Below are 23,731 nucleotides of genomic sequence, written 5' to 3'. Positions count from 1 at the left end.
ATTGGCAGCTGCAGAACGGCAAAGCCGTAAATGCGCACAATCGTCAGAGAGGGAAGCTTAAGATGCCGAACCCTAGCCAGACCAGCGACAATTGGTGGATCAACGATCAGACGCCGGATAACCCTTATGGCAAGAGCGAGGACTATGAGTCCTTTCTCGACTACCTTGGGGCGTTGCCCCGCAGTCTGACGCCGGAACTGGCTGCGGGAACGCTGAGGATCAACGTTTACGAGCTCAACGATCACCCCGAATACAAAGCCGCCGCGATCGGCGCGTTGCAGATGTGGGCGTCCGTCACCCCTCTAAAATTCGAGATCGTCGACGACGCACCGTTCGACAGCACGACGGACTGGATGGAGGTCGTCAGCCCCGAGCTCGGCGAGGAGGACGATGGCAGCGCCTATTCGAGCAACCGCTATGTCAGCATCGGGCAGCGTTTCCACGACACGGAACCCAATAAGACGGACATCGGCGGCTATGTCTTCGATTCCTTCATCCATGAGTTCGGCCATGAATTCGGACTGAACCATCCCGGACTTTACAATTACAGCGGTCCCGGCGGCGTGCAGATCAACTATCTGAACAATGCGACTTGGACTTATGATCGCCAGCAATACAGCGTGATGTCCTATTTCGACGGGATCGATGTCGGGGAAACCAGCCGCTGGTCTGCCTCGACGCCCCTCATGGCCGACATCGAGGCGGTCATCCGCCGCTTTTTCTCGACCGTGGACGAGAACGGAGTGCGCACTTATCAGCACATCGAGCTCAACACGGGGGACAACGTCTACGGCTTCGGGAGCACGCAATACGGCTATCAGTTGACCTCCTCGGGCATGCAGCATGACATCGGCTTTGCGATCCACGATACGGGCGGAACCGACACGATCGACTTCTCCGGCTCGACCGCGGGTACGATCCTCGACTTGCGCGCCGGTCAGTTCTCCAGCGTCAACGGTCACAGCAACAACGTGTCGATCTTCGCCGGCCACAATGCGGATGGGACCGATTATTACATCGAGAACGGCATCGGCAGCAGTTTCGACGACATTCTGATCGGCAATGACGGCGCCAACACGCTCGATGGCCGTGGCGGTGGCGACCGCATGGCCGGCAATGGCGGCGACGATACTTACTTCGTCGATTCGCTTGACGACATCGTTCGTGAGGAGGTCAACGGCGGCAACGACACCGTCATCCTCCTGTCCAGGAACCTGAAAATCAGGAAAATCGCCAACGTCGAAAACATCATCTATGCCGACGAGTCGATGACGCAGCCTGGCGGCGGCGGAGCGTCGCCGCCCAGCATCGGCGACAACACGATGACAAGCATCATTTTCGGCGGCAGCGGAAACGATACCCTCGACGGAGGCGCCGGCGACGACACGATCTTTGGTCAGGGTGGTGACGACCTGATTATCGGGGGCCGCGACTCGCTCGCCAGCCGCGACATCAACAATACGATCGACGTCGAAGACCTCGAAGACCAGACCGAGAGCGATGACGGAAACGATACGCTCTACGGCGGGGCCGGCAACGACACGATCCTCGGTGGCCAGGGCAATGATATTCTCGACGGCGGCGCCGGCGACGATACGCTGAGCGGCCAGGACGGAGTCGATATATTCAGGGGCGGCGCGGGGATCGATACCGTCGATTTCAGCAAGGAAAGTCCGTTTCAGCTGCTCGTCAACCTTGCCACGAATGTTGCCAGCGGCGGCACCGCCTCCGGCGACACTTTCTACAGCATCGAAAACCTGATCGGGTCCGATGACCGCATCGACCGCTTCATCGGCACATCCGCCGCAAATCACTTCTGGGGCCAGGGCGGCGGAGATTACTTCAATGGCGGCGGCGGCAACGACACCCTGGATGGCGGCAACGATGGCGACATCCTGTATGGCGAGGCCGGCAACGACACGATCATCGGCGGGGCCGGTCAGGACTATCTGGATGGTGGTTCCGGTATCGACACGGTCGTCTATGCGGGTAGCCCTGACGGCGTCACGATCGATCTTGCCAATGGCACTGCCAGCGGCGGCGACGGTGACGGCCCGGTGCAGATCGTCGGGCGAGGCGCGGTTATCCGGCACGATATGCTGGTCGGCTTCGAAAATGCCGTCGGCTCGTCCTTTGACGATCATCTCATCGGCAATGCGCAGGCCAACGATCTCGCCGGCGGTGCTGGCGACGACACGCTGACCGGCGGCGGCGGCGCCGACAGATTGAACGGCGGCGCCGGCAGCGATACGGCAGACTACGCCGATGCAGCGAGCGGCGTCAGGCTCAGTCTCACTGGAGGCAGGTCGGGCGGAGATACATATATCTCCATCGAGAATCTCGCAGGGTCGGGATTCAATGACCGGCTGACCGGCAATGGTGCGGCCAACGTGTTGACCGGCCAGGGCGGCAACGACACGATCGACGGCGGCCGCGGTGACGACACCCTGCTCGGCGATTTTGCCTATCAGGGGGACGCGCCGCCACGCCCGGGCATGGGAACCGGCTACGCGACGCTCGGACCGGACGCGACGAACAATTCGATCGCGGCCGCGTTCGACATCTCCGACAACTTCTCCCTGACCAGCGACCCCGATATCTTCGACTCGACCACCGTCCTTCATACGACCGTCAACGCCACCGGAAACGGCCAGGGCGGATACTACAAGATCGATCTGGCGGCCGGTACGGTGATTACGATCGACATCGACGGAATCGCCGATCCGAACGTCCATGACAGTTGGGTCAGGCTGCTCGACAGCGCCGGCAACATCGTCGCTCAGAACGATGACGGCGGCGGCGATCCGGGCTCTGCCAGCAACCGGGATTCGAGCCTGGTATTCGTGGCTCAGGAGACCGGAACCTATTACATACTGGAAGGCAGCTGGTCGCCCACGGCGCCGGGCGACGGCTGGGCAGAAGCCGTGCCGGCAGGCGCGTCATACGAGCTTAATGTGTCGGTCGAGTTCCCTCCGGCTCCGGCCCAGCCGGGCGTCGCGGGATCGGACACCCTGATCGGCGGCGCAGGCAGCGATCTGCTGGATGGCGGACTGGCGGCAGACATGCTCACCGGCGGCGCGGGAGAGGATACATTCCGCTTCTCGACGGCGCTTGGGAACGGCAATGTCGATTGGATCAAGGACTTCGATGTCATCGACGACATGATCCTGCTGGACAACCTCGTTTTCGAAAGCGTGGGTGGCGAAGGCACTCTCGCCCTGGGCGCATTTTACGGAAGCGCGGGAGGTGTCGCCCATGACGCAGACGACCGCATCATATACGACACGGACAGCGGCGCCTTGTCCTATGACGCCGATGGCGGCGGAGACGTTGCAGCCATTCAGTTTGCGCAGCTGAGCACGAATCTGAGGCTTTCGGCCTCCGACTTCATTATCATCTGACGCACGGATGGGGCGCCTCAGGCGCCCCATCCGCAGCGCCGCGTTTCGCGGGGCTCCAGGGAGAGTGTGTGATGAAGCGCCCTACCGACCGCCGCACGGTACTCTTGACCGTCGGAGCTGCCGCCGTCGCCGCCGTCGCCGGGCCGGTCGCCGCGCAATCGACGGATATCCGCGGTGCAGTCACCTTCGAGGGTAGCGCGGTCATCCCGGAAGGTCATCTCGAGATTTATCTCGACGACCCTGCCATTCAGGACGAGACGAGGCGTCGCGCCACGCAAACGCGCATCAAAAGCGACGGAAAATCGAAGTCGATAGCATTTTCCTTGCCGTCGCCTGCAAGCGCGACGCCTTCTCCGACGCGGCGGATCGTGGCGCGTCTGGAGCGTGCGGACGGCTGGCTGATTGCGCGCGGCAGCACACGGCTGGAGGCGGGCTCGCCTGTATACGTCACACTCAATGCAGTGATTTATTGAAGGCCGGCAGCAGTCTCCGACGGCGCCGGTCTGATCGGTCAAGCGGGAGCGTCATTCCCGTCAGATACAGTTTTCACTCGCTGAACTCCGTCGAGCGCACGCCGCAAGCGCGTGGTGGCGACTCGACCGAGCATGATGGGCGCAAGGGACCGCCCGAGCGACAGGAGCGAGCGCCCCTTGTCGTGCGTTCTCACGCGTACCACCCGATCCAGATTTATCATCAGGGAGCGGCTGACGCGGAAGAATGGCGGCGTCGGAAGGTCTGCGCCGCATTGGCCGAGCAGCCGGCACACCAGATAGTCCCGCCCATCCGCCATCACGATGCGCGTGAAGTCCGCTTCGGCGGCGAGCATGGCGATCCCGTCGGTCGGCAGGACGACTGTTTGGCCCGCCATCCTGATGTGCAGGCGTCTCCTGTCGGGCGTGGCTACCGGCGCTGTTGCCGTGTCCTCGATCTTGCCGTCAAGGTCGTGCGCGCGCCGATAGCGCCGCAGCCGGTCCAGGGTCAATGCCAGACGTTGCCGCTCCACGGGCTTCAGCAGGAAATCCAGCGCTGCGACGTCGAACGCCTGCGGCGCGTAGGTGCCGTGTCCGGTCACAAAGACGATCGCCGGCACCTGATCGAGCCGCTTGATCAGGCCGAATCCGTTATCGTCGCCAAGATCGATGTCGAGGAAGATCGCATCTGGCCGCAGGGCATGCGTCAGTTGCTGCGCCTGGTCCAGCGAACCGGCTTCGCCGATGACTTCGACATCCGGGTGCGCTTGGATCAGACGTTTCAGCCCTCGCCGGGCCGGCGGCTCGTCGTCGACAACCATCACGCGAAGCATGCATCCCCCCTCAGCATCAGGCGCGCGATCACGTTGTCGCCGGCCTGGATCAGTGTCAATGCGTGACCGAGCGGATAGTGCAGTTCCAGCCGGCGGCGAATGTTGGCGAGACCGATGGCCGGGCGGTCACGTTCGCCCGCTTCCAGCCTGCCGGGATTGCTGATCTCGATGACGAGGTCGGCGTCTCGACGCTCCACGGTGATGCCGACCGCGAAACGGCTGGCCGACGAGCGCAGTCCGTGCTTCACGGCATTCTCCACCAGCGGCTGCAGAATGAGATGCGGCACGGCGATCGACCGGGCCGCGGGGTCCACCTCGACCATCAAATCGAGGCGGCCTTCGAACCGCAGCTCCTGGATACGGATGTAGGCGAGCATTGCTTCGATCTCGTCCGAGAGCGGACAGATGCGACGCGTCTGGTTCTCGAGCAAATAGCGCAGATAGGCCGTGATCCGGTGGATCATCTCGAGCGCCGTGTCCGGCTCCTCGGGAATCTCCATCGCCACGGTGTTCAGCACGTTGAACAGGAAGTGCGAATCGAGTTGCAGGCGCAACTGGTGAAGCTCGGCCCGCAGCGCCTCCTCGCGGGCCCGGTGGCGCCGGATCCGTTGCTTTCTCGCGTCGGCATCCGCCTTGATCCAGAGATAGGCAAGAGACCATCCCAGAAAGATCAGGGTATAGTAGATCGCCGGGATCACCGAGCCGTTGGCGCCGTAGTCCGGATCGATGTTCGGCTGCAGGATGTCCTTTATTCCGTTGGCGATCAGCATCTGCAGCAGGCCACCGGCAATCGAGAGCGCCAGGGCGACCGCGACGACCGTCAGCGTGACGCCGCCGATCCGGTGGCGAAATACCCGGTAAGCAAGGGTGGTGAGCGCGAAGCCGAGGGGCTCGAGAACGGCGGTCAATGCAAACGCGAACGCCACGTCCTCGAATGCGAGAATACGGCTGACGACGGCAAACAGCGCGCCGAAGAGCCAGCCGGCCGTCTGCGCCCGCCAGAACGAACCGAGCGCACCCACCAGAACGGTGCCCGACCTGTCGGTTTTTCGCGTCATCCGGCTCCGCCCGGAGCTCGGATCCGCGATGTGGCCTCCACTCAGCTCGCGACGAGGATCGGGCTCGGCAATGACAACCATCGAAGCTGTAATTCCCTAATTGCCGTCATCCCCGGGCTGGATTGGTCTCTTCACCGAGTAGATCGACCGGTTCATCGAATAGGGCGTGTCCATGCGCGGAGAGCGCATCATTAATACCTATGAGGAGTCGCATATTCAGTGCGTCGCACACTCGCACGTTGAACATGGCGGTGCAAGGCTTGCCGCCGTGTCTCGCTGTACGGGCGCCATTTTTCGGGGGGATACATCGGATGAAGCACGCCACCAGAAGCAGGAAAGCCCGGCCGAGGTCTTCGCTCACAGCATTCCGGCCCGGCGACCAAGCGGCGCTTCCGTCCGAGCGGAACACGTCGCATTTTTTGTTCGTGCTGGCCGTGGGTCTCGGCGGGGCGGCCCTGGCCGGCGAGGCGTATGCGGGTTGCAATGGAAGTGCAACCCAGACGATCGGCCAGGTCGACTATGGATACACATGGTCGGCCTGTTGGGGCGACAGTGGTGTGGATGACAAGGATGAGAAGAACGGTGATCCCGGAGCGAACATAACGATCGACACCCAGGCCTCGTACACGGCCGGCGCCAGTCTCCCTTACACCATGCCCTGGGATTCCGTCGGCGGTGTCATCATGACGTACACAATGGGTGGCGCTGGCGTCGACGAGGGAAGCGCCGGCGCAGGGGGCACCGTGACGATCACCAATTACGGGCCCATAACTCTGACCACCTCGACGGATCCAGGCTCGATCGGCAGCCTGATTTCCGCGACGAGCTTCGGCGGCTCGGGGGACGGGGATAACGACAATTACAAGTCCAACGGTGGGGCAGGCGGGTCCGGAGGCGCGCTGACGATCACCAACTACGGCGCGCTGAGCGTAGAGTCGCTCAGCTCCAATACGGCCAGGGGCATGGCCGGCATCCATGCCGTGAGCAAGGGTGGCACCGGCGGCAACCAGAACAGCGGCGCGGCAGGCGACCAGTTCGGGGGAGTCGGCGGCAGCGGCGGAAGCATCAGCATCACCAACACTGGACAGGTGAATCTCGGCAGCGCGACCAACCCGCTGAACGGGCTGGACTATGTCTGGGGTCTCGCCGCCCAATCCATCGGCCAGGCGGGGGGGCACGACAATGGCGCGGGTGGGGCAGGTGGCGCCATCCGCATCAGCAACGGATCAACCGGCGGAAATGCCTCGGTCGGTGCGATCAACATCTACTCGAACAGTGCCGACAGCGTGCGCGGCATCTATGCGTTGAGCCAAGGCTCCTATGGCACGGCCTCTCAGGATTCATCCGACAATGGCGGCGCCGGCGCGGACGGCGACCAGTTCATCATCGACACCTATTCCGACATCACCGTGGTCGCCACCGGCTCCGGTCCGAACGAACTGTCCGGCGGCATCGTTGCCATCAGCCAGGGTGGTGATGGCGGCGCCGGCACCAAGTCAACGACCGGAGGTCGTGGCGGGAACGGCTCTGCGTTCAACTCGACCCTGAGCGTCCAATCGGGCGTCACGGTTTCGACGAAAGGCGATTATGTCGCCGGCGTCGTCGGGCTGGCGCAGGGCGGTAGAGGCGGCGACGGCGCCAGCGGCGAGAAGGACAGCTCCGGCGGTAAAGGCGGCGACGTCAGCGAGATTCAGATCAACGTCTATGGCGGTTCCATCGAGACCGACGGCCTTGAGGCCTACGGCCTGCTGGGGGGAAGCATCGGCGGTCAGGGAGGCAATGGCGGCGACGACACGGCCCTTGTCGGAACGAGCGGCGGCGGCGGCTACGGTGGCAATGCCGGCGGTGTCGGCGCGTATGTCACTGCTGGCTCCAAGATCACGACGACAGGGGACTTTTCGGCTGCGGTCACCCTGCATTCGATCGGCGGCGGCGGCGGCACGGGCGGCGATTTCACCGACGTGCTCGGCGGCGGTGCCGGCAATGGCGGCAATGGCGGCGATGGCAATACGGCCACCATCAACAATGCTGGCGGGACGATCGACACCTCGGGCGACCATTCCTATGGCATCCTGGTACAGTCGATCGGCGGCAGCGGCGGCACAGGCGGCATCGCCGACGGGCTGACGCTCGAGCTGGGTGGCGATGGCGGCGACGGCGGGAAGGCCGAGACGGCCAGCGTCCAGCATACCGGAATCATCACCACGACCGGCTATTCCGCGCACGGCATCATCGCGCAGTCGATCAGCGGCGGCGGCGGCGCTGCCGGCACGGCGGGCGGGGTGCTGTCTATCGGAGGTACCGGCGGCGCCGCCAACTACGGCGGTACTGCCGAGGTCCGGAGCTCGGGTGCCATCAGCACCGCCGGCGACGCGGCGATCGGTATCATGGCGCAATCCATCGGCGGCGGCGGCGGTTCAGGTGGCGGTGCTGAAGGCATCGCGGGCGTCGGAGGCTCGGGCGGCGCCGGCGGCTACGGTACTCATGCCAACATATTGCTGTCCGGCGGTTCGGTCACCACGCAGGGAGAAATGGCGCATGCGATCATGGCGCAGTCGATCGGCGGCGGCGGCGGCAATGGCGGCGATGTGATCGATATGTCGGTTGCGGTTCCGGGGCTGGGCGTCGGCGGCAGTGCCTCGGGTGGCGGTAGCGGCGGATGGGTCTGCGTCACCAATGCGAATCCCAGCAGCGATTGCTCCGCAGGTTCCGGAGCGCCGCAGCCCGTCACGATCGCGACCGGGGGTTCCGGAGCGGTCGGCATTCTCGCGCAGTCGATCGGCGGCGGCGGCGGCAATGGCGGCAACGCCACGGGCGGCGATGCCGGGTTCGGCAGCTTCCAGATCGGGGGCGGCGGTGGCGGTGGCGGCTATGCAAATACCGTGGATGTCGGCTTCCAGGGCCTCAGCCTGATGACCGGCGGCTCGCACGCCGCGGGCATCGTGGCGCAATCGATCGGCGGCGGCGGCGGCACCGGCGGTACCGCGAGCTCCTATTCCGCAGGTCTCGGCTTCACCGCGTCGGTCGCCGTCGGCGGTACCGGTGGCAACGGCGGGTACAGCGACAAGGTTACAGTGCATCTGACCGACAGTTCCATCTGGACCGGACAGGACGACGGCGACGTGACCGATGCCATCGGCGTGCTCGCGCAGTCGATCAGCGGCGGCGGCGGCAGTGGCGGCTCTTCGATTGCCGACGCACTCACCGTGGCGGTGCCGACCGGTGAGGACGTCTCCCTGGCGATGAGCGTCTCCACGGCGGTTGGAGGCAGCGGTGGATCGTCCCATGACGCCGCCGCGGTGTCACTGACGCTCGACGGCAGCACCGCGGTCTCCACGAAAGGCGCTTCGTCGCATGGCCTCGTGGCGCAGTCGATCGGCGGCGGCGGCGGCAATGGCGGCAGCGCGTCGTCGTTGGCCGCGACGGCGGGCACGGTGGACACGGTTAGCGCCAACATCGGCGTCTCGGTCGGAGGCTCGGGCAGCGGCGGCGGCAATGGCGGTACCGTCACGGTCGATCTCGATGACAGCGCCTCGGTGGCGACGGCCGGCGACTATGCCAATGCGATCGTGGCGCAGTCGATCGGCGGCGGCGGCGGCAATGGCGGCGTCGGCAGTGTCAACAGCAAGCAGATCGGCAGCGGCTTCAACCTGACGGCAAAAGTCGGGATCGGCGGATCGGGCAGCGGCGGCGCCGGCGCCGGGAACGCGACTGTGACGCTCGACGGCGGCACCAGCCTGCAGACCAGCGGGTCCGGTTCGCGCGGCGTGCTCGTTCAGTCGATCGGCGGTGGCGGCGGGACTTCGCAGGGCGCCAGCGTCGGGCTGTCGGCCAGCGCCAGTCTGCCCGGCGGCGGCGAGGAAGCCGAAGAATCGGAAGAGGGCAGCGGCGCTTTCTCCGCATCTGTCGACGTTTCGCTTGGCCGCACCGGCGGCAGCGGCGGCTCGGCCGGCACGGTCGACGTCACCACCGCAGGTAAGATCACTACTTTTGGCGCCGATGCCGACGGGGTATTGGCGCAGTCGATCGGCGGTGGCGGCGGGCTGGGCGGCTCGGTGGGGCAGGCTACTTCCGACGGTTCCGAGCCGCTCGACGACGAGGGAGAGAGCGATTGCTCCAGCATCGACGGCGATGGTGAATCCGGCTACTGCTTCGGAGTCAGTGTCGGCGCGACCATCGACGACGGCGGCACTGGCGGGACGGCCGCAAACGGCAACGCGGTCACGCTGACGCATGCCGGTCGCATCGCCACGCTGGGCGACTGGGCCGACGGCATCGTCGCCCAGTCGATCGGCGGGGGCGGCGGTGCGGGCGGCACCTCCACCGCGTCCGGAAGCCAGGCAACGGCCAACATCACCGTCGGTGTCGGCGGCAGTGGCGGTGCGGGCGGCAATGGCGGTGCGGTCGACGTCACCTTCGACGACAATCATGGCAACAGCATCAGCACCGCGGGATACAGCGCCTATGGCGTGCTGCTGCAGTCGATCGGCGGCGGCGGCGGGCAGGGCGGCGATGGTTCCGACCAGGCGGCAGGCAGGATCACGGTCGGCGGCGGCTTCGGCGGCAGCGGCGGTGCCGGCGGCAGCGGCGGTAAGGTCACCGCCAAGGGGTGGATCAACCTTTCGACGAGCGGCGATGACGCGCACGGCATCGTAGCGCAGTCGATCGGCGGCGGCGGCGGCGTCGGCGGCGCCGGAAGCAGCACCGCCGCCGAAAAAGAGCACAGCCACACGATCGATCTCGTTGTCGGCGGCAGCGGCGGTGTCGGCGGCAGCGGCGGCGAAGTCGATCTCAGCGTCGGCACGACCCTCAACACGTCGGGCGCTCGGGCATTCGGCCTCGTCGCCCAGTCGATCGGCGGCGGCGGCGGCATCGGGGGCGCTGGCGAGGCCGACAGCATTGCCTCGCTGGTGGTAGGCGGCTCGGGCGGTGGAACAATAAACGGCGGCGCAGTCACCGTCGACCTGACGAGCCAGAGCTCGATCACGACGCGGGGCATAGCCGCCCATGGCCTCGTCGCCCAGTCGATCGGCGGCGGCGGCGGTGTTGGCGGCGCCGCCTCGGGTGCGCCGCTCTCTTTCACCGGCAACAGTCCCGGCAGCTACGGTGACGGTGGCAACGTCGCCGTCACGGCCGACGGCAGCATCTTCACGCGCGGCGACTACGCCTTCGGCGTGCTGGCGCAGTCGATCGGGGGCGGCGGCGGCTTCGGCGGCAATGCGACGAGTGCCTTTATCGGTTCCAACGGAAATCTCTCCTCGAACGGCGAGAGCGGCAATGTTACCGTCAGCCTCGCTGCCGGCAGGACTATTCAGGCGTCCGGCAAGGACTCGATCGGCATATTCGCGCAGAGCGATGCAGGAACGGACAACAACGGCACGGTCGATGTGACCGTCAGTGGTACTGTGACCGGCGGTTCCGGCGACAACGGTGCCGGCATCTGGGTTTCGGCCGGTAAAAACAACGTGTTGACCGTCAACTCGGGAGGCAGCGTCTCGGCCGCTTCGGGCGTCGCCGTTCAATATACGGCCGGCGTAAACTCGCCCGGAGACAGCACCCTGATGGTGAACAACGCCGGTACCATCAGCGGCAGCGTGAAAGGAGCCTTGCCCGTCGCGGCCAAAATGTCGAGGGTGGCCCGCTTGGGCGGCGACACGGCGGTCTCCGTCGTCAACGAGGCAGGCGGCCTGCTGGCGGATGCGGAGATCTACGAGGCTGACGTAATGAATCGTGGCAGCCTGACGATCGGTCGTTCCGGCGGTATCGACGGCACCCGGATCACAGGCAACCTCACGCAGGACGCAGGTGGGCTGCTGGGGATCACCGCCGACTTCGCCGGCTTCCGTATGGACCGGTTGATCATCGACGGCGACGCCACGCTCGCCGGCAAGTTGACGGTGAACGCCATCAGCGTCCTGCCCGACATCAGCCTGCCGTTCCTCACCGTCGAAGGCGCGCTGGACCATTCGCTAAGCGCCGAGTCGTCGATCTTCGATTATTCCATCAGCCGGGCGGGAAATGAGCTGTCGGTTTCAGCGGACTCGGCTCACTTCACCGATCCCGGTGCCGTGCTGAACCAAGACCAGAACAACGTCGCCGGTCATCTGCAGCAGGTTTGGGACGCCGGCGGCGGTTCCTTCGGCACGCTTTTCGGCACGCTCGGATCTCTGGCCGACCACGATTCCGGCGACTACGCGGCTGCTCTCTCCGACATGTCGCCCGGCATTTCGGGCGCGGCCGCGGCCGGCAGCATCGCCATGACGCAGCAGCGTCTCGACCTGCTATTGAGCTGCCCGATGTTTGCCGATGGCACTTCGGCTCTGGTCGAGACGAGTTGCATGTGGAGCCAGGCCGGCGCACAAACACTGGACCAGAAGGCCGGCGGCGGCGTGTCGGGCTTCGATACGACGACCTACGCTCTTCGGGCGGGGGCCCAGGTGGAGGTATCGCCGGACTGGTTCGTCGGCTTCGCCGGCGGCTATGACCGCAGTTCCATTCGCGGCGACGACGGCCGGGTCAACGCCGACGGCGACATCATCTATGCCGGCGCCTCGCTGAAGCATGAGATCGGCCCATGGCTGCTGTCGGGCGCCGTCGCCGGCAGCTATGGTTGGTACGACAACACGCGCACGATCCGCATTCCGGGCTTCGCCGGCCAGGCCGAGGGCGATCCGGAGATCTACAACCTCAGCACCCGGGTACGCGCCGCCTATACCTTCGCGCAGGAGCCCTATTATGTGCGGCCTCTGGTCGATCTCGATCTGATCTACTCGCATGCCAGCGGTTATCGCGAGTCGGGAACCGGCGCGCTCGATCTCCTGGTTGACGACTCCGGCCAATGGAGCTTCCACGCAACCCCGGCGATCGAGGTCGGCATGCGGGTCGAGGTGAACGAAACGACGGTGATGCGGGCGTTTGCAGGCGCAGGAGTGAGCTTCAGCACGGTCGACAGCTGGGATACCTCGGCCCGGCTGGCCGGTGCTCCGGCCGGGATCGGCATGTTCGACAGCGAGGTGCCGCTGGCAGACGTGGTCGGGCGGGTAACCGCGGGCATCGATCTTGCAACGGATAGCGGCTTCGGTCTCCGCGTGGAATATAATGGCTCGTTCTCGGACACCTACAACAGTCATGCCGGTTCGCTGCGCTTGAGCCACAAGTTCTGAGGAAACGACTGGAGACAATGCAGCTGCACAGGAGCAGCGGACGCTCCCGGCGGGGCGTCCTCGACGCGGCTTACCGCATCGCTGGTACCGTACAGAAAGATTTTCCAAGAGTTGGCGGATCTCCAGCCAAACCATGTCCTGACTCGACGTACATCGCGGGGTAGATGAGGTTCACATATGAATTCGGGAGCCTCACGAAATGCGCATCGCATCATTTGCCTTCACGCTGTCCTTCCTCGCCTCTTCAGCGCTGGCTGCCGACATCAGTCCACTCGTAGATGCCGAATGGGTCAAGGCGCATGCCGGCGATAAGGACGTCGTCATCCTCGACATCCGCGACAAGGTCGCCGAGACAGAACTTGGCGACAAGCCCTATATACAGGGCGCGGTGGTCGCCCCCTATGCGAGCGCCGGTTGGCGTACCGAGGTGGGTGGCGTCCCCGGCATGCTGCCGCCGCTGGAGCAGATCACCAAGTTGATCGGCGATCTCGGCATCGACGATGACGATCACGTCGTCATCGTGCCCTGGGGTACGGATTCGACCGAGTTCGGTGGCGCGACCCGCGTCTATTGGACGTTCAAATATCTCGGCCATGAGGAAGTCTCGATCCTCGACGGCGGGTGGCGGCAGTACGACGCCGCCGGCGGGGCCCGTTCCGCCGAGGCAGTAAAGCCCGAACCGGCGACGTTCCACGCCGAGCCGCAGGAAAAACTGCTGGCGACGACCGAGGAAGTCGCTGCCGCGCTTAAGGTCGGCGTCAAGCTCATCGATGGCCGGCCGGCCGAGCAGCACGAGGGCAAGTCCAAGAGCCCGGTCGTGCGCGCCAACGGCACTATTCCTGGATCGATCAATATCGAGCACTCCAAGCTCTACAGTCAGGACCACGCGCTTTTCGCCCGACCCGAAACTGTGAAGGCCCTGACGGAGGCCGCCGGTCTGGCTGCGGAAGAGGAAAACATCGCCTTCTGCAACACGGGGCACTGGGCATCCGTAACATGGTTCGCCCTGTCCGAGGTGCTAGGCAACAAGAACACCACCATGTATGACGGCTCGATGGCCGAATGGACGGCCGACCCGGCGCGCCCGGTCGAGAACAAGTCGGGCACCTGACGCCAGCGGACCGGGACCGATCCGCGGTAGCGGAAGAACAGGCGAATGTCCGCAAGCTGCGGACATTCGCGATCTGACCAATGCCGCACAAGCGGCAGGAATTCGAAATGACCGACATTTCCTTTGATCGTTCGCGATATTTGCCGCCGGCGATTGTCGACCGTGGGCCGGCGCTCGTAGCCGGCGGCGCACTGCTGATAGGCTTTCTCGTCATCGCGCAGCTGATCGATCTGCGGCAGGCGGCCCTCTTCGTCGTCGGCGGCCTGTTGGGGGTCGCCCTTTATCACGGCTCCTTCGGTTTCACGGGCGGGTGGCGCCGGATGGTGGTCGAACGTCGCGGGCGCGGCATCCGCGCCCAGATGCTGATGATCGGCGTGGCGGCATTGGCCATGATCCCGCTGATCTCGGCAGGCAGCCTCGGTGGCCAGCCGATCGTCGGCGCGCTGGCGCCGGTCGGGGTCTCCGTACTCGTCGGGGCTGCCATGTTCGGGTTGGGCATGCAGCTTGGCGGCGGCTGCGGTTCGGGCACATTGTTCACCGTCGGCGGCGGTTCGGCCCGCATGCTCGTCACGCTTGCCTTCTTCATCGTCGGCGCGCTCATCGGCTCGGCGCATCTTCCGTGGTGGCTGACCCTTCCATCCTTCGGCACGATCGATCTCGGCCGGCAGCTCGGGACCGGCACTGCCATCCTCGCGACGCTCGCAGGGCTCGGCCTCGTTGCCCTGGCGACGGCGCTGATCGAGTGGCGCGCGCATGGCAATATCGAAAGGGAGCCGGAACCGTCGCGTGCGGGTTGGGCCTGGCTGCTTTACGGTCCATGGCCTCTGGTGGGGGCAGGGCTGCTCATGGCTTTGCTCAACGTCGCCACGCTGCTGCTTGCCGGCCATCCCTGGTCGGTCACGTTCGGCTTCGGCCTGTGGGGCGCCAAGGCGGCGCAGGCGGTCGGCGTTCCGGTCGCGACGTGGGAGTTCTGGAACTGGCCGGGGCCGCAAGCGGCGCTCAATGCAAGCGTCCTCGCCGACGTTACATCGGTGATGAATTTCGGTATCGTTCTTGGCGCGGCTGCCGCCGCGAGTCTTGCCGGAAAATTCGCGCCGAAGGCGAAAATTCCGTTTGGCTCCATGCTCGCGGCCGTCGTCGGCGGTCTGTTGATGGGCTATGGCGCACGGCTTTCCTTCGGCTGCAATATAGGCGCGCTGTTCTCAGGCATCGCTTCGGGCAGCCTGCATGGCTGGCTGTGGTTTGCGACTGCCTTTGTCGGCTCGTTCGTCGGCGTCTGGATGCGTCCGCTTTTCGGTCTCGACGGGTTCAAGAAGAAATGACGACAAGGAACACGCTTCTTTTCGGTGCAGCGCTGGCGGCAGCGACCGCCGCTGTGGCAGTCGATCACCACACGCATCCCGTTCCGCGCGCCCAGCCGGCAGCGACCTCCGGTTCGGCGGGAGGGGCGGCGCCCTGTGCCGCAGGTGCCCCGTGCGCCGCTGCCGCGCCTTGTGCGGCCGGTGCGCCTTGCGCCGCCGGAGCTCCGCTCGCGGCACCACCTCCGCCGCCCGCGCCAGTGCCCATCGCGCCTTGTGCCGCCGGGGCACCCTGCACGGCAGCGGCACCCAAGCTCGCACCACCGCCGCCGCCGGGTCCCCTCCCGGCCGAGAGCAAGAAGCTTCCGCCGCCTCCGCCGCCCATTCCCTTGCCGGACCGGGAAAATGGCTGAGCAAGCCATAGAACTTGCGCGCCGCGAGATTGCCTACTGCGAAACCTTGCTCGCCAAGGGCGGTCTCAACGTGCTCAGCGAGACCTTTCGCGACACGGCCGAAATCAAGGCCTGGGACCACTACCCGACAGGCGATGTGTTCGACCCGACGAGCGGCGCTCAGTGGTTCTATCACTGCCACCCGGCTGAAGAGGCAGCGGAAGAACACGGCCATTTCCACTGCTTCTTGCGACCGCAAGGACCGCAAGGGCCGATCCACCATCTCGCGGCTGTGGGGGTCGACGCTCACGGGCGCCTTTTGCGGCTTTTCACGGTGAACCAGTGGGTGGTCGGCGATGACTGGCTCGGCGCGGAAGGCACGATCGCTCTTTTGCCGCGCTTCGACGTACAGATGCCGCGGCCGTCTTATCTCGTGAACCGTTGGCTGACGGCAATTTTCGCCGCCTACGAGCCGCAAATAACCGAACTGATCCGCGAGCGTGACCGCACCTTGCTCACACACCGCCAGCCTGAAGGCGTCGAAGCGCGCCAGGACCGCGCGCTGGAGGTAACTTCGGAGTTCAAGCTTTCGGGTGGCTAGATGTGGCGAACGAGGATCAAGCAGATCCCGTTAACCATACCAAAGCTCCAAAGAGTGCGCTTTCGGCTCCGAAACTGGGTGAGTGAGTGACTGGAAACGCCTGTAATCACAGGCGTTTTGTGGAATCGTTGCTACCGACCCGAAGGTACAATGTGCCGTGCGGATCGGAAAGGTACGAGCTGGCAGCGAAGTGCGTCCAGTCAGAGAAGCGGCCAGGATAGCCTTCTGTTGCCTAAATCCCTGAGGCGGACTTTGCGCGTGCACTCGCTTCAGCATGTCAAGATTTGTCTTGGCGCGCGCTATCGCGTCGTGAAGATGCGGATCAGGTCAAAGCATCTTGTTGTCATTAAGCAAAGCAACGAAAACAAAACCTGCGGTGTTCCATAAGATAGATTATCTGATTTTTGCATGTAGCGGCAGTTTAGAGATGCGACATATGAGCCAGTTAGAGATGCGACGTCGTCGCCTCTCGGGATGCTGGTCAAACGTCAACGTTTGGAAGGAAGACTGGCGACGTGAAGCGTGGTTGAGACCATGAGCGTTCGGAGTCGTCATGTCTTGTTTGATCACCATGTCGCAGAAGGAATTGCATCGTCTTGAACTCATACAGCGGATTCGCGGTGGCAGCCTGACCGTCGTCGAGGCGGCCGCGTTGCTTCGTCTCAGCCGCAGTCAGGTCCACCGGCTGTTGCAGGCCTATGACCTGGACGGCGCCGACGGTCTCGTGTCGAAGAAGCGCGGCCGTCCGAGCAACCGGCGTCATAGCGAGGATTTCCGCAACCTGGTGCTCGATCTGGTGCGTGAGCATTACGGGGATTTTGGACCAACGTTGGCCGCCGAGAAGCTGCTGGAACGCCACCGGATTGCCGTCAGCAAGGAGACGCTGCGTCAGTGGATGATGGAAGTCGGCCTCTGGGTGTCGCGACGCGAGCGCAAGAAGCGGATCTTCCAGCCGCGCGGCCGGCGCGATTGTTTCGGCGAACTCGTTCAGATCGACGGCTCGCTTCATTGGTGGTTCGAGAACCGCGGTCCCAAATGCGCCCTGCTCGTCTATATCGACGATGCCACCGGCAAGCTGTTGCACTTACGCTTCGCCGGATCGGAGAACACCTTCGACTATCTGCACGCGACGAAGGCCTACCTGCAGCAATGGGGCAAGCCGATCGCCTTCTATAGCGACAAGCATGGCGTCTTCCGCACCACCCATGCTTCCAAGAAGGACAGAACCAGTGGCCTGACGCAGTTCGGACGAGCCCTTTATGAACTCAACATCGACATCATCTGCGCCAACACCCCGCAGGCCAAGGGACGCGTCGAGCGCGCCAACCAGACGCTGCAGGATCGCCTCGTCAAGGAACTGCGGCTGCGCGGCATCGACACGATCGCCGCGGCGAATGCCTATGCGCCGGAGTTCATGGCCGACTTCAATCGCCGCTTTGGCAAGGCGCCGCGCAATCCGAAGGACATGCACCGGCCGTTTGCCGCGCATGAGAACCTCGATGGCGCGATGTGCCGCAAGGAGATCCGCAAGCTGTCGCAGTCGCTGACGCTGCGCTATGACAAGGTGGTGTTCATCCTCGATCCGACCGACCTCGCCACGGCGCTGGCCGGCAAGAAGGTCATTGTCTGCGACTATCCCGACGGTCGCCTCGAGGTCACCCATGAGGGGACGTCCCTGCCCTACAGAACCTTCGACACGCTGCGCTCGGTGCACCGCTGCGAGGTGGTTGAGAACAAGCGCCTTGATGACATGCTGGCGGTGGTGGCCGAAATGCAGGCCGGACGAGAGCAACAGCGCAGCAAGGGCGGGCCGCGCCGCACCGGCCAGACGGACCATATGTTCGGCATTCGCGACGGCAGCCAGAGCAATGGCTATCAAAAGCGCGGCACGAAGCCTGGCCGGAAGACGGATTTTACCAAGGATCCGGTGGTCATCGCCAAGCGCCAGCAAGCCCTTGCGCAGCTGAAAGCGGCGGAGTGATCGGGATGTCAAAGCTAAAGTTTATCTTGCAGCTGGAGCCATCCGCCGCCGACCGGGCTGCGCAACCCTGACCAGCTCCACCCGGCCGGCGGCTTGCGTCTCCGTACTTTTTAAATATAGTAACTTGCAAATGCAGTAGTAATGGATAGGATGTTGTCGCGTTTCTAAGTTGACTACTTTGTCTCATCTTTAAATAGCTGTGACATTGCATGTAGCCGCAAAGTTAAAGTGTCCTGTTTCTGCAAAGTAAGAATGTTACTCTCCCGGCGGTTTGACGGCGGCCGCGTGGCCAAGGTAGCCAAGCGTCAGGTTCCTGAATTCCAGACAAGTGTTGGTCATCGCGTCCTCGGTGATCGACAGCGACTGCTTGGGTGATGTTATTACGTTCGCCAATCGGAAGCGTAACGCAAAAACATACTCACCAACCGAACCGCCAGCAGCGCTGCCTCACGCGGAGACCCGTGTTTCGCGCAGAGAGGTGAGACTGTGATTTTTTCCGCCGTGAGCGGATCGGACCAATGACTGCGTCCCTTCGCATCCACCTTGAGAAGGCCGACCTCTTCCTTTAAATGATGCGTGATGGCTGATGCGCGACGAGATATGAGAACGACCCTGTCAATCGACGACGATGTACTGATCGCCGCAAAGGCGATGGCAGCCCAGCAGCACCGGAGCGTCGGCGAAGTCATTTCCGAACTGGCTAGACGTTCTTTGCGCAGACCGCGCGGCAGCGGCGAGCGCAATGGAATTCCTCTCTTATCACCTCAGCCGGATGCTCCGCCAGTGACGCTCGAGATCGTCAACGCCTTGCGTGACGAACTGCCGTGACTTTCCTTCTCGACGTCAATGTGCTGATTGCCTTAATCGATCCTGGCCATGTTGCCCATGACGATGCGCACGAATGGTTCGCGGCGACGGGTCAGACCGCGTGGGCTACCTGCCCCATTACCGAAAACGGCGTCATCCGGATTGTCGGCAATCCCAAATATCCGAATTCTCCCGGTTCACCGTCACTCGTGATGGAGATCTCGGCAAAATGCGGTCGCTCCCCGGTCACAGTTTTTGGCCGGACGATGTGAGCCTTGTCGGGTCAGGTGATATCGCTCCCACGAAAATCCTAACTTCGGGGCAGGTAACTGACACCTATCTCCTTGCGCTCGCCAAGGCGCGTGGGGGGCAACTGGCGACATTCGATCGCAAGCTCTCAGCAGCGGCGGTCACGAGGGGTAATTCTGCCTTGCACCTGATCACTGCAACTCGGGTTCGTTAATCACTATCTCGCCGCGCAAGCTCACGAGCGAGTTCCAGAAAAGCTCTAACACCTGCCGAAAGATTCCGCCTTCCGGGGTAGTACAAGCAGAGACCCGGGTACGGCGGTGTCCAGTCTTCCAGCACTCGGATGACCCGCCCCGTCTTGATCTCCGGAAGAATGTCCTGTTCGAACAGGTAGCCGATGCCCGCACCTGCGAGCACAGCAGCCCGCGTGAGGCTGGCTTCATCGAGCGAGATCTGTCCCTCGACGTCGATCTGAACCTGCTCGCCGTCCTTCTCGAACCGCCAACGGTACGTCGAGCCGTCAGGTAGCCGGACGCGGATGCACTTGTGGGTAAGGAGATCCGGCGGCACCACAGGGACACAGTGCCTCTCGAAATATGCAGGAGACCCTACGACAGCGTGCCGTTGAGGCCGACCGAGCGAAACGGCGATCATGTCGCTGGGAACAAGTCCTGCGACTCTGACCCCCAGGTCGAACCCGTCCCGGACGATGTCGATCATCCTACCCTCCGTGACGATGTCAACGTTCATGTCGGGATATCGGCGCACGAACTCGAGCACGAGCGGCGAGATGATCGCGCGCGCGGCGAATGGTGCCGCGTTGATCCTGATCGTTCCGGAAGGTGTTTCGCGCTGCTCGCGCACGGTTTCCAGTGCGGCGTGGAGATCCTGCAACGACGGAGCGACATGTTGAATGAACAGGCGCCCCGCATCCGTCAGCGAAACGCTCCGCGTGGTGCGGTTGAACAACCTGACTCCCAGTGCCGACTCCAGCCTGCCGATCGTATGGCTCAGCGCGGTGGTCGAGATACCGAGATCGATCGAAGCGGCGCGGAACGTCCCGCGCCGGGCGATGGCGACCGCAGCTTCCAGTTCCTTCAGGCTAGCCTGCTCCATTGTCCCGATCCCTTCATCAGCGCATGCAAGTTAATCCCACTTATGTGACCAATATCTGAGTGCTAGATTTTCTGCAAGCAAAGGAGAGACACTCATGATCCCGCCATTACCCAGACCCATCGCGGACTATGTCAAAGCCAACGCACTTCTCGACGTTGACGGCATGCTGAAGCCATTCAGCGCGGATACGGTCGTGCTGGACAACGGACGTCGTTACGAAGGCCATGCCGAACTGCGGAACCTGCTCGTCGAGGCTGCAGGTGTGAAGGCGATCTTCACTCCGGACAGTGTGCGTCATGAAAACCTTCAGGTCGTGGTTGAAGGACCCGTCCACGGTGACTTCAAAGGCAGCCCGATCCGTTTCACCTATCGGTTTTCCCTCGAGAACGACGGGATAAAGGCTTTGGAGATCACGGCATGAACAGCAAAGTGGATCCAACCGAGTTTGCGGGGAAGCGTGTGCTGGTCAGCGGAGGCACCAAGGGCGCGGGCCGCGCCACTGTTGACCGCTTCCTGGCAGGAGGCGCCCGCGTGATTACCTCAGCCCGCGGAACACCAGAGTCCGTCGACAGCGTCGAGTTCGTCCGGGCAGACCTGAAGACGTCCGAGGGGGCAGCAACCTTGGCCAAGGCCGCCCTCGAGCGCTTTGGCGGCATCGACGTCCTGGCTCATGTTCTTGGCGGATCGTCGACACCAGGCGGAGGCTTCACTGCCCTTACAGACGACCACTGGCTGTCCGAACTGAACCTCAACCTCTTGGCGGCCGTCCGCCTTGATCGTTTTCTGATCCCGCAGATGATCGAACGCGGCAGCGGCGCGGTGGTTCACGTTACCTCCATCCAGTCGGTGCTTCCCCTGCCCGATGCCACCACCGCCTACGCTTCCGCCAAGGCGGCGCTCAGGACCTACAGCAAGTCCATCTCCAAGGAGCTTGGTCCCAAGGGGGTTCGGGTCAATGTCGTCTCCCCCGGCTGGATCATGACGGAGTCCTCCGTCGACCTGCTGAAACGTCTACAGGCGGCCAATGGTGGTACGATCGAAGAAGCACGGCAGCTAGTCCTCGACAGCCTTGGCGGGATTCCGATCGGTCGTCCGGCCGACCCCCACGAAGTCGCCGATCTCATCGCCTATCTGGCCTCGGACCGTGCGGCCGCCATCCACGGCGCCGAGTTCGTCATCGACGGAGGCACCGTTCCGACCGTCTGAGGTGATCGTGCCGACGTCCGAATTCAAGGCGGACGTCGGCTGACGGCGTGGGAGATTGAGCGAGCGTGACGTGCAGCGAATTGAGGTTCTGTCGAAAGTGTTCGCGCTTGATTCAAACCTGGTTGAGTGGAAGGATGTCCCGGCCTCAACGGTCGCTGGTGCCGCTCTACGGGGCGCCCGTCATCTGGAAATTCGGAGCGAAATATGGCTGCTGAGTCCCACGGCATAGACCTGCTGCCGGTTATCGCCCTGCTTGGAGCGGCCGTCGTCGCGGCTCCGCTTTTCAAGCGTATCGGGCTCGGCTCTGTTCTCGGTTATCTCGCCGCCGGGATTGCCATCGGCCCCTTCGGCCTTCGGCTGCTCCAGGAGCCGTCATCCATTCTTCACGTCGCCGAATTGGGCGTGGTGATGTTCCTCTTCATCATCGGACTGGAGATGCGGCCCTCTCGCCTCTGGGGGCTTCGCCGCGAGATTTTCGGGCTGGGCATCGTACAGGTCGCCCTTTGCGCGATACTTCTGACGGGCGTCGGCGTTCTGACCGGCTTTCCGGTGGCCCCCTCCTTCGTCGCCGGCGCCGGCTTCGTGCTCACCTCGACTGCGATCGTCATGCAGTTGCTGGAGGAACGCCGAGAGATGGCGGCTCCGAAGGGACAACGCATCGTGTCGATTCTCCTCGTGGAGGATATGGCCATCGTGCCCCTGCTTGCGCTGGTCGCGTTCCTCGCGCCGATCGTGCCCGGAAGCGTTGCCGCGTCCGGGGGGATAGATTGGCTTTCCATCGCGATCGGACTTGCATCGATTGCAGGCCTGGTCCTCGCCGGGCGTTATCTGCTCAATCCGCTTTTCGGCCTCATTGCAAGCGTCGAGGCCAGGGAGGTGATGACGGCGGCAGCGCTGATGGTTGTGCTCGGGTCGGCCTATGTCATGCAGCTCGGCGGTCTCTCCATGGCGATGGGCGCGTTCCTCGCCGGTGTCCTGCTGTCGGAGTCGACGTTCAGGCATCAGCTCGAGGCTGATGTCGAACCGTTCCGGGGCATTCTGCTCGGCCTCTTCTTTCTTGCGGTCGGGATGTCGCTCGATCTTAGCGTCATCGCTCGCAACTGGGCGATGATCCTCTTCTACGTGGTCGCCTACATGGTCGTAAAAGCCCTCGTCATCTACCTGGTGGCGCGGCTCTTCAGGGCGTCCAATTGGGAGGCGATCGAGCGTGCGGTTTTCATGGCGCAGGGCGGCGAGTTCGCCTTCGTGCTCTACGCCGCGGCCCTCGGCACCGGCATCATCAGCGGCGAAGAGAACGCCATACTGACGGCGATCATCATCGTATCGATGATGGTGACGCCGTTGCTGATCGCGGCGCTGCGTCTCGTGGAGAGGAACATTCCGCTGTCGACGGATGGCGTCGAGCGGCCCGAGAACCTCAGCGGCAATGTCCTGATCATCGGTTTCGGCCGTGTCGGCCAGATCGTGAGCCAGGTCCTTCTGACACGAGGTCACGTCATCTCCATCATCGATACCGACGTGGAGATGATCAACACAGCCCGCGAATTCGATTTCAAAGTCTATTACGGTGATGGCAAGCGCCTCGACATCCTCCATGCGGCGGGCGCCGAGCGCGCTAATGCGATCGTGGTCTGCGTGGACAAGGCGGACGACGCCACGAAAATCGTAGAGCTCATCAAGGCCGAGTTCCCTCTCCTCCCGGTTCTCGCGCGTGCCTCGGACCGGCGGCACGCGCTGGATCTTATCGGCGCGGGCGCCGATTTCCACATTCGTGAGACGTTCGAATCCTCGCTGGTTCTCGGGCAGAAAACACTGGAGGCCTTGGGAGCGGATCTGCCCGAGGTCGCCGAAATCATCGAGAAGGTTCGGCAGCGGGACGAGAAGCGGCTCGAGCTCGAATTGGTCGGCGGCCTCTTTGCTGGGCGGCCGCTCTTCAGCGGCAAATTGGAGCCGGTGGAAGTGGTGCCGCCTGGTGGTTCGGCGTGAAGGAAGCAAGAGACAGCGCCGAAGCGGCGACCCTCATTCCTGTGACGCGCACAGGAATG

At 63.8% G+C, this 23,731-nt stretch carries 14 protein-coding genes and 1 pseudogene; 12 read left to right on the top strand and 3 right to left on the bottom strand.

The window, feature by feature from the left end; translation table 11 throughout:
- Positions 1–62: 62 nt before the first annotated feature.
- On the top strand, positions 63–3,401 hold the full coding sequence (locus BHD07_RS14585; protein ID WP_338281136.1) for a M10 family metallopeptidase C-terminal domain-containing protein: 3,339 nt from the start codon (positions 63–65) through the stop codon (positions 3,399–3,401).
- Positions 3,402–3,472: 71 nt separating this feature from the next.
- Positions 3,473–3,874 (top strand): hypothetical protein, encoded by a 402-nt coding sequence (locus BHD07_RS14580; RefSeq protein ID WP_338281135.1) that lies wholly within the window; start codon positions 3,473–3,475, stop codon positions 3,872–3,874.
- A 38-nt stretch (positions 3,875–3,912) separates the two neighbouring features.
- On the opposite strand, the gene BHD07_RS14575 is transcribed toward BHD07_RS14580, so the two are convergent.
- Both BHD07_RS14575 and BHD07_RS14570 read right to left on the bottom strand, forming a co-directional pair.
- On the bottom strand, positions 3,913–4,704 hold the full coding sequence (locus BHD07_RS14575; RefSeq protein WP_275599109.1) for a LytR/AlgR family response regulator transcription factor: 792 nt from the start codon (positions 4,702–4,704) through the stop codon (positions 3,913–3,915).
- Positions 4,692–5,843, bottom strand: coding sequence for a sensor histidine kinase (locus tag BHD07_RS14570; RefSeq protein ID WP_102763301.1), 1,152 nt, complete (start codon positions 5,841–5,843; stop codon positions 4,692–4,694). The genes BHD07_RS14575 and BHD07_RS14570 overlap by 13 nt, the downstream gene beginning before the upstream one ends.
- A 230-nt stretch (positions 5,844–6,073) precedes the next feature.
- Here BHD07_RS14570 and BHD07_RS14565 point away from each other — a divergent pair, with 230 nt between their 5' ends.
- The 7 genes and pseudogenes from BHD07_RS14565 to BHD07_RS14535 all read left to right on the top strand — a co-directional run bounded on the left by BHD07_RS14565 (position 6,074) and on the right by BHD07_RS14535 (position 19,578).
- On the top strand, positions 6,074–12,925 hold the full coding sequence (locus BHD07_RS14565) for an autotransporter outer membrane beta-barrel domain-containing protein (RefSeq protein ID WP_338281132.1): 6,852 nt from the start codon (positions 6,074–6,076) through the stop codon (positions 12,923–12,925).
- 199 nt (positions 12,926–13,124) lie between these two features.
- Positions 13,125–14,036 (top strand): sulfurtransferase, encoded by a 912-nt coding sequence (locus tag BHD07_RS14560; protein WP_338281131.1) that lies wholly within the window; start codon positions 13,125–13,127, stop codon positions 14,034–14,036.
- 107 nt (positions 14,037–14,143) lie between these two features.
- Positions 14,144–15,358: a YeeE/YedE family protein gene (locus tag BHD07_RS14555; RefSeq protein WP_324763720.1), complete on the top strand. Its 1,215-nt coding sequence runs from the start codon at positions 14,144–14,146 to the stop codon at positions 15,356–15,358.
- A gap of 381 nt (positions 15,359–15,739) precedes the next feature.
- The gene (locus BHD07_RS14550; RefSeq protein WP_338281127.1) at positions 15,740–16,327 is read left to right on the top strand and encodes a DUF6969 family protein; all 588 of its coding nucleotides are present in this window, start codon (positions 15,740–15,742) and stop codon (positions 16,325–16,327) included.
- 553 nt (positions 16,328–16,880) lie between these two features.
- Positions 16,881–18,308, top strand: coding sequence for an ISNCY family transposase (locus BHD07_RS14545; RefSeq protein ID WP_338281126.1), 1,428 nt, complete (start codon positions 16,881–16,883; stop codon positions 18,306–18,308).
- A gap of 600 nt (positions 18,309–18,908) precedes the next feature.
- Positions 18,909–19,136 carry a CopG family transcriptional regulator gene (locus BHD07_RS14540; protein WP_338281124.1) on the top strand — a complete coding sequence of 76 codons (228 nt, stop codon included), beginning with the start codon at positions 18,909–18,911 and terminating at the stop codon, positions 19,134–19,136.
- A pseudogene (locus BHD07_RS14535) lies at positions 19,133–19,578 on the top strand (TA system VapC family ribonuclease toxin). The gene BHD07_RS14540 and the pseudogene BHD07_RS14535 overlap by 4 nt, the downstream one beginning before the upstream one ends.
- Here BHD07_RS14535 and BHD07_RS14530 read toward each other — a convergent pair.
- Positions 19,575–20,480 (bottom strand): LysR family transcriptional regulator, encoded by a 906-nt coding sequence (locus BHD07_RS14530; protein ID WP_275599103.1) that lies wholly within the window; start codon positions 20,478–20,480, stop codon positions 19,575–19,577. The pseudogene BHD07_RS14535 and the gene BHD07_RS14530 sit on opposite strands and share 4 nt — an antisense overlap.
- Positions 20,481–20,574: 94 nt before the next feature.
- On the opposite strand from BHD07_RS14530, the gene BHD07_RS14525 reads away from it, so the two are divergent.
- The 3 genes from BHD07_RS14525 to BHD07_RS14515 all read left to right on the top strand — a co-directional run bounded on the left by BHD07_RS14525 (position 20,575) and on the right by BHD07_RS14515 (position 23,672).
- A complete protein-coding gene (locus BHD07_RS14525; RefSeq protein WP_102763395.1) occupies positions 20,575–20,901 on the top strand; it encodes a nuclear transport factor 2 family protein in 327 nt (108 codons plus the stop codon).
- Entirely contained in the window at positions 20,898–21,686 is a 789-nt protein-coding gene (locus BHD07_RS14520) for an SDR family oxidoreductase (protein ID WP_018099177.1), read from the top strand. Before BHD07_RS14525 ends, BHD07_RS14520 begins: the two co-directional genes overlap by 4 nt.
- A gap of 204 nt (positions 21,687–21,890) precedes the next feature.
- Positions 21,891–23,672, top strand: coding sequence for a monovalent cation:proton antiporter-2 (CPA2) family protein (locus tag BHD07_RS14515; RefSeq protein WP_338281120.1), 1,782 nt, complete (start codon positions 21,891–21,893; stop codon positions 23,670–23,672).
- The last annotated feature ends 59 nt before the right edge of the window (positions 23,673–23,731 follow it).

The sequence above is a fragment of the Sinorhizobium sp. KGO-5 genome (assembly GCF_036245905.1).
Taxonomy (GTDB): Bacteria; Pseudomonadota; Alphaproteobacteria; order Rhizobiales; family Rhizobiaceae; genus Sinorhizobium; species Sinorhizobium meliloti_A.
This window is presented reverse-complemented; position numbering and strand designations above follow the sequence as displayed.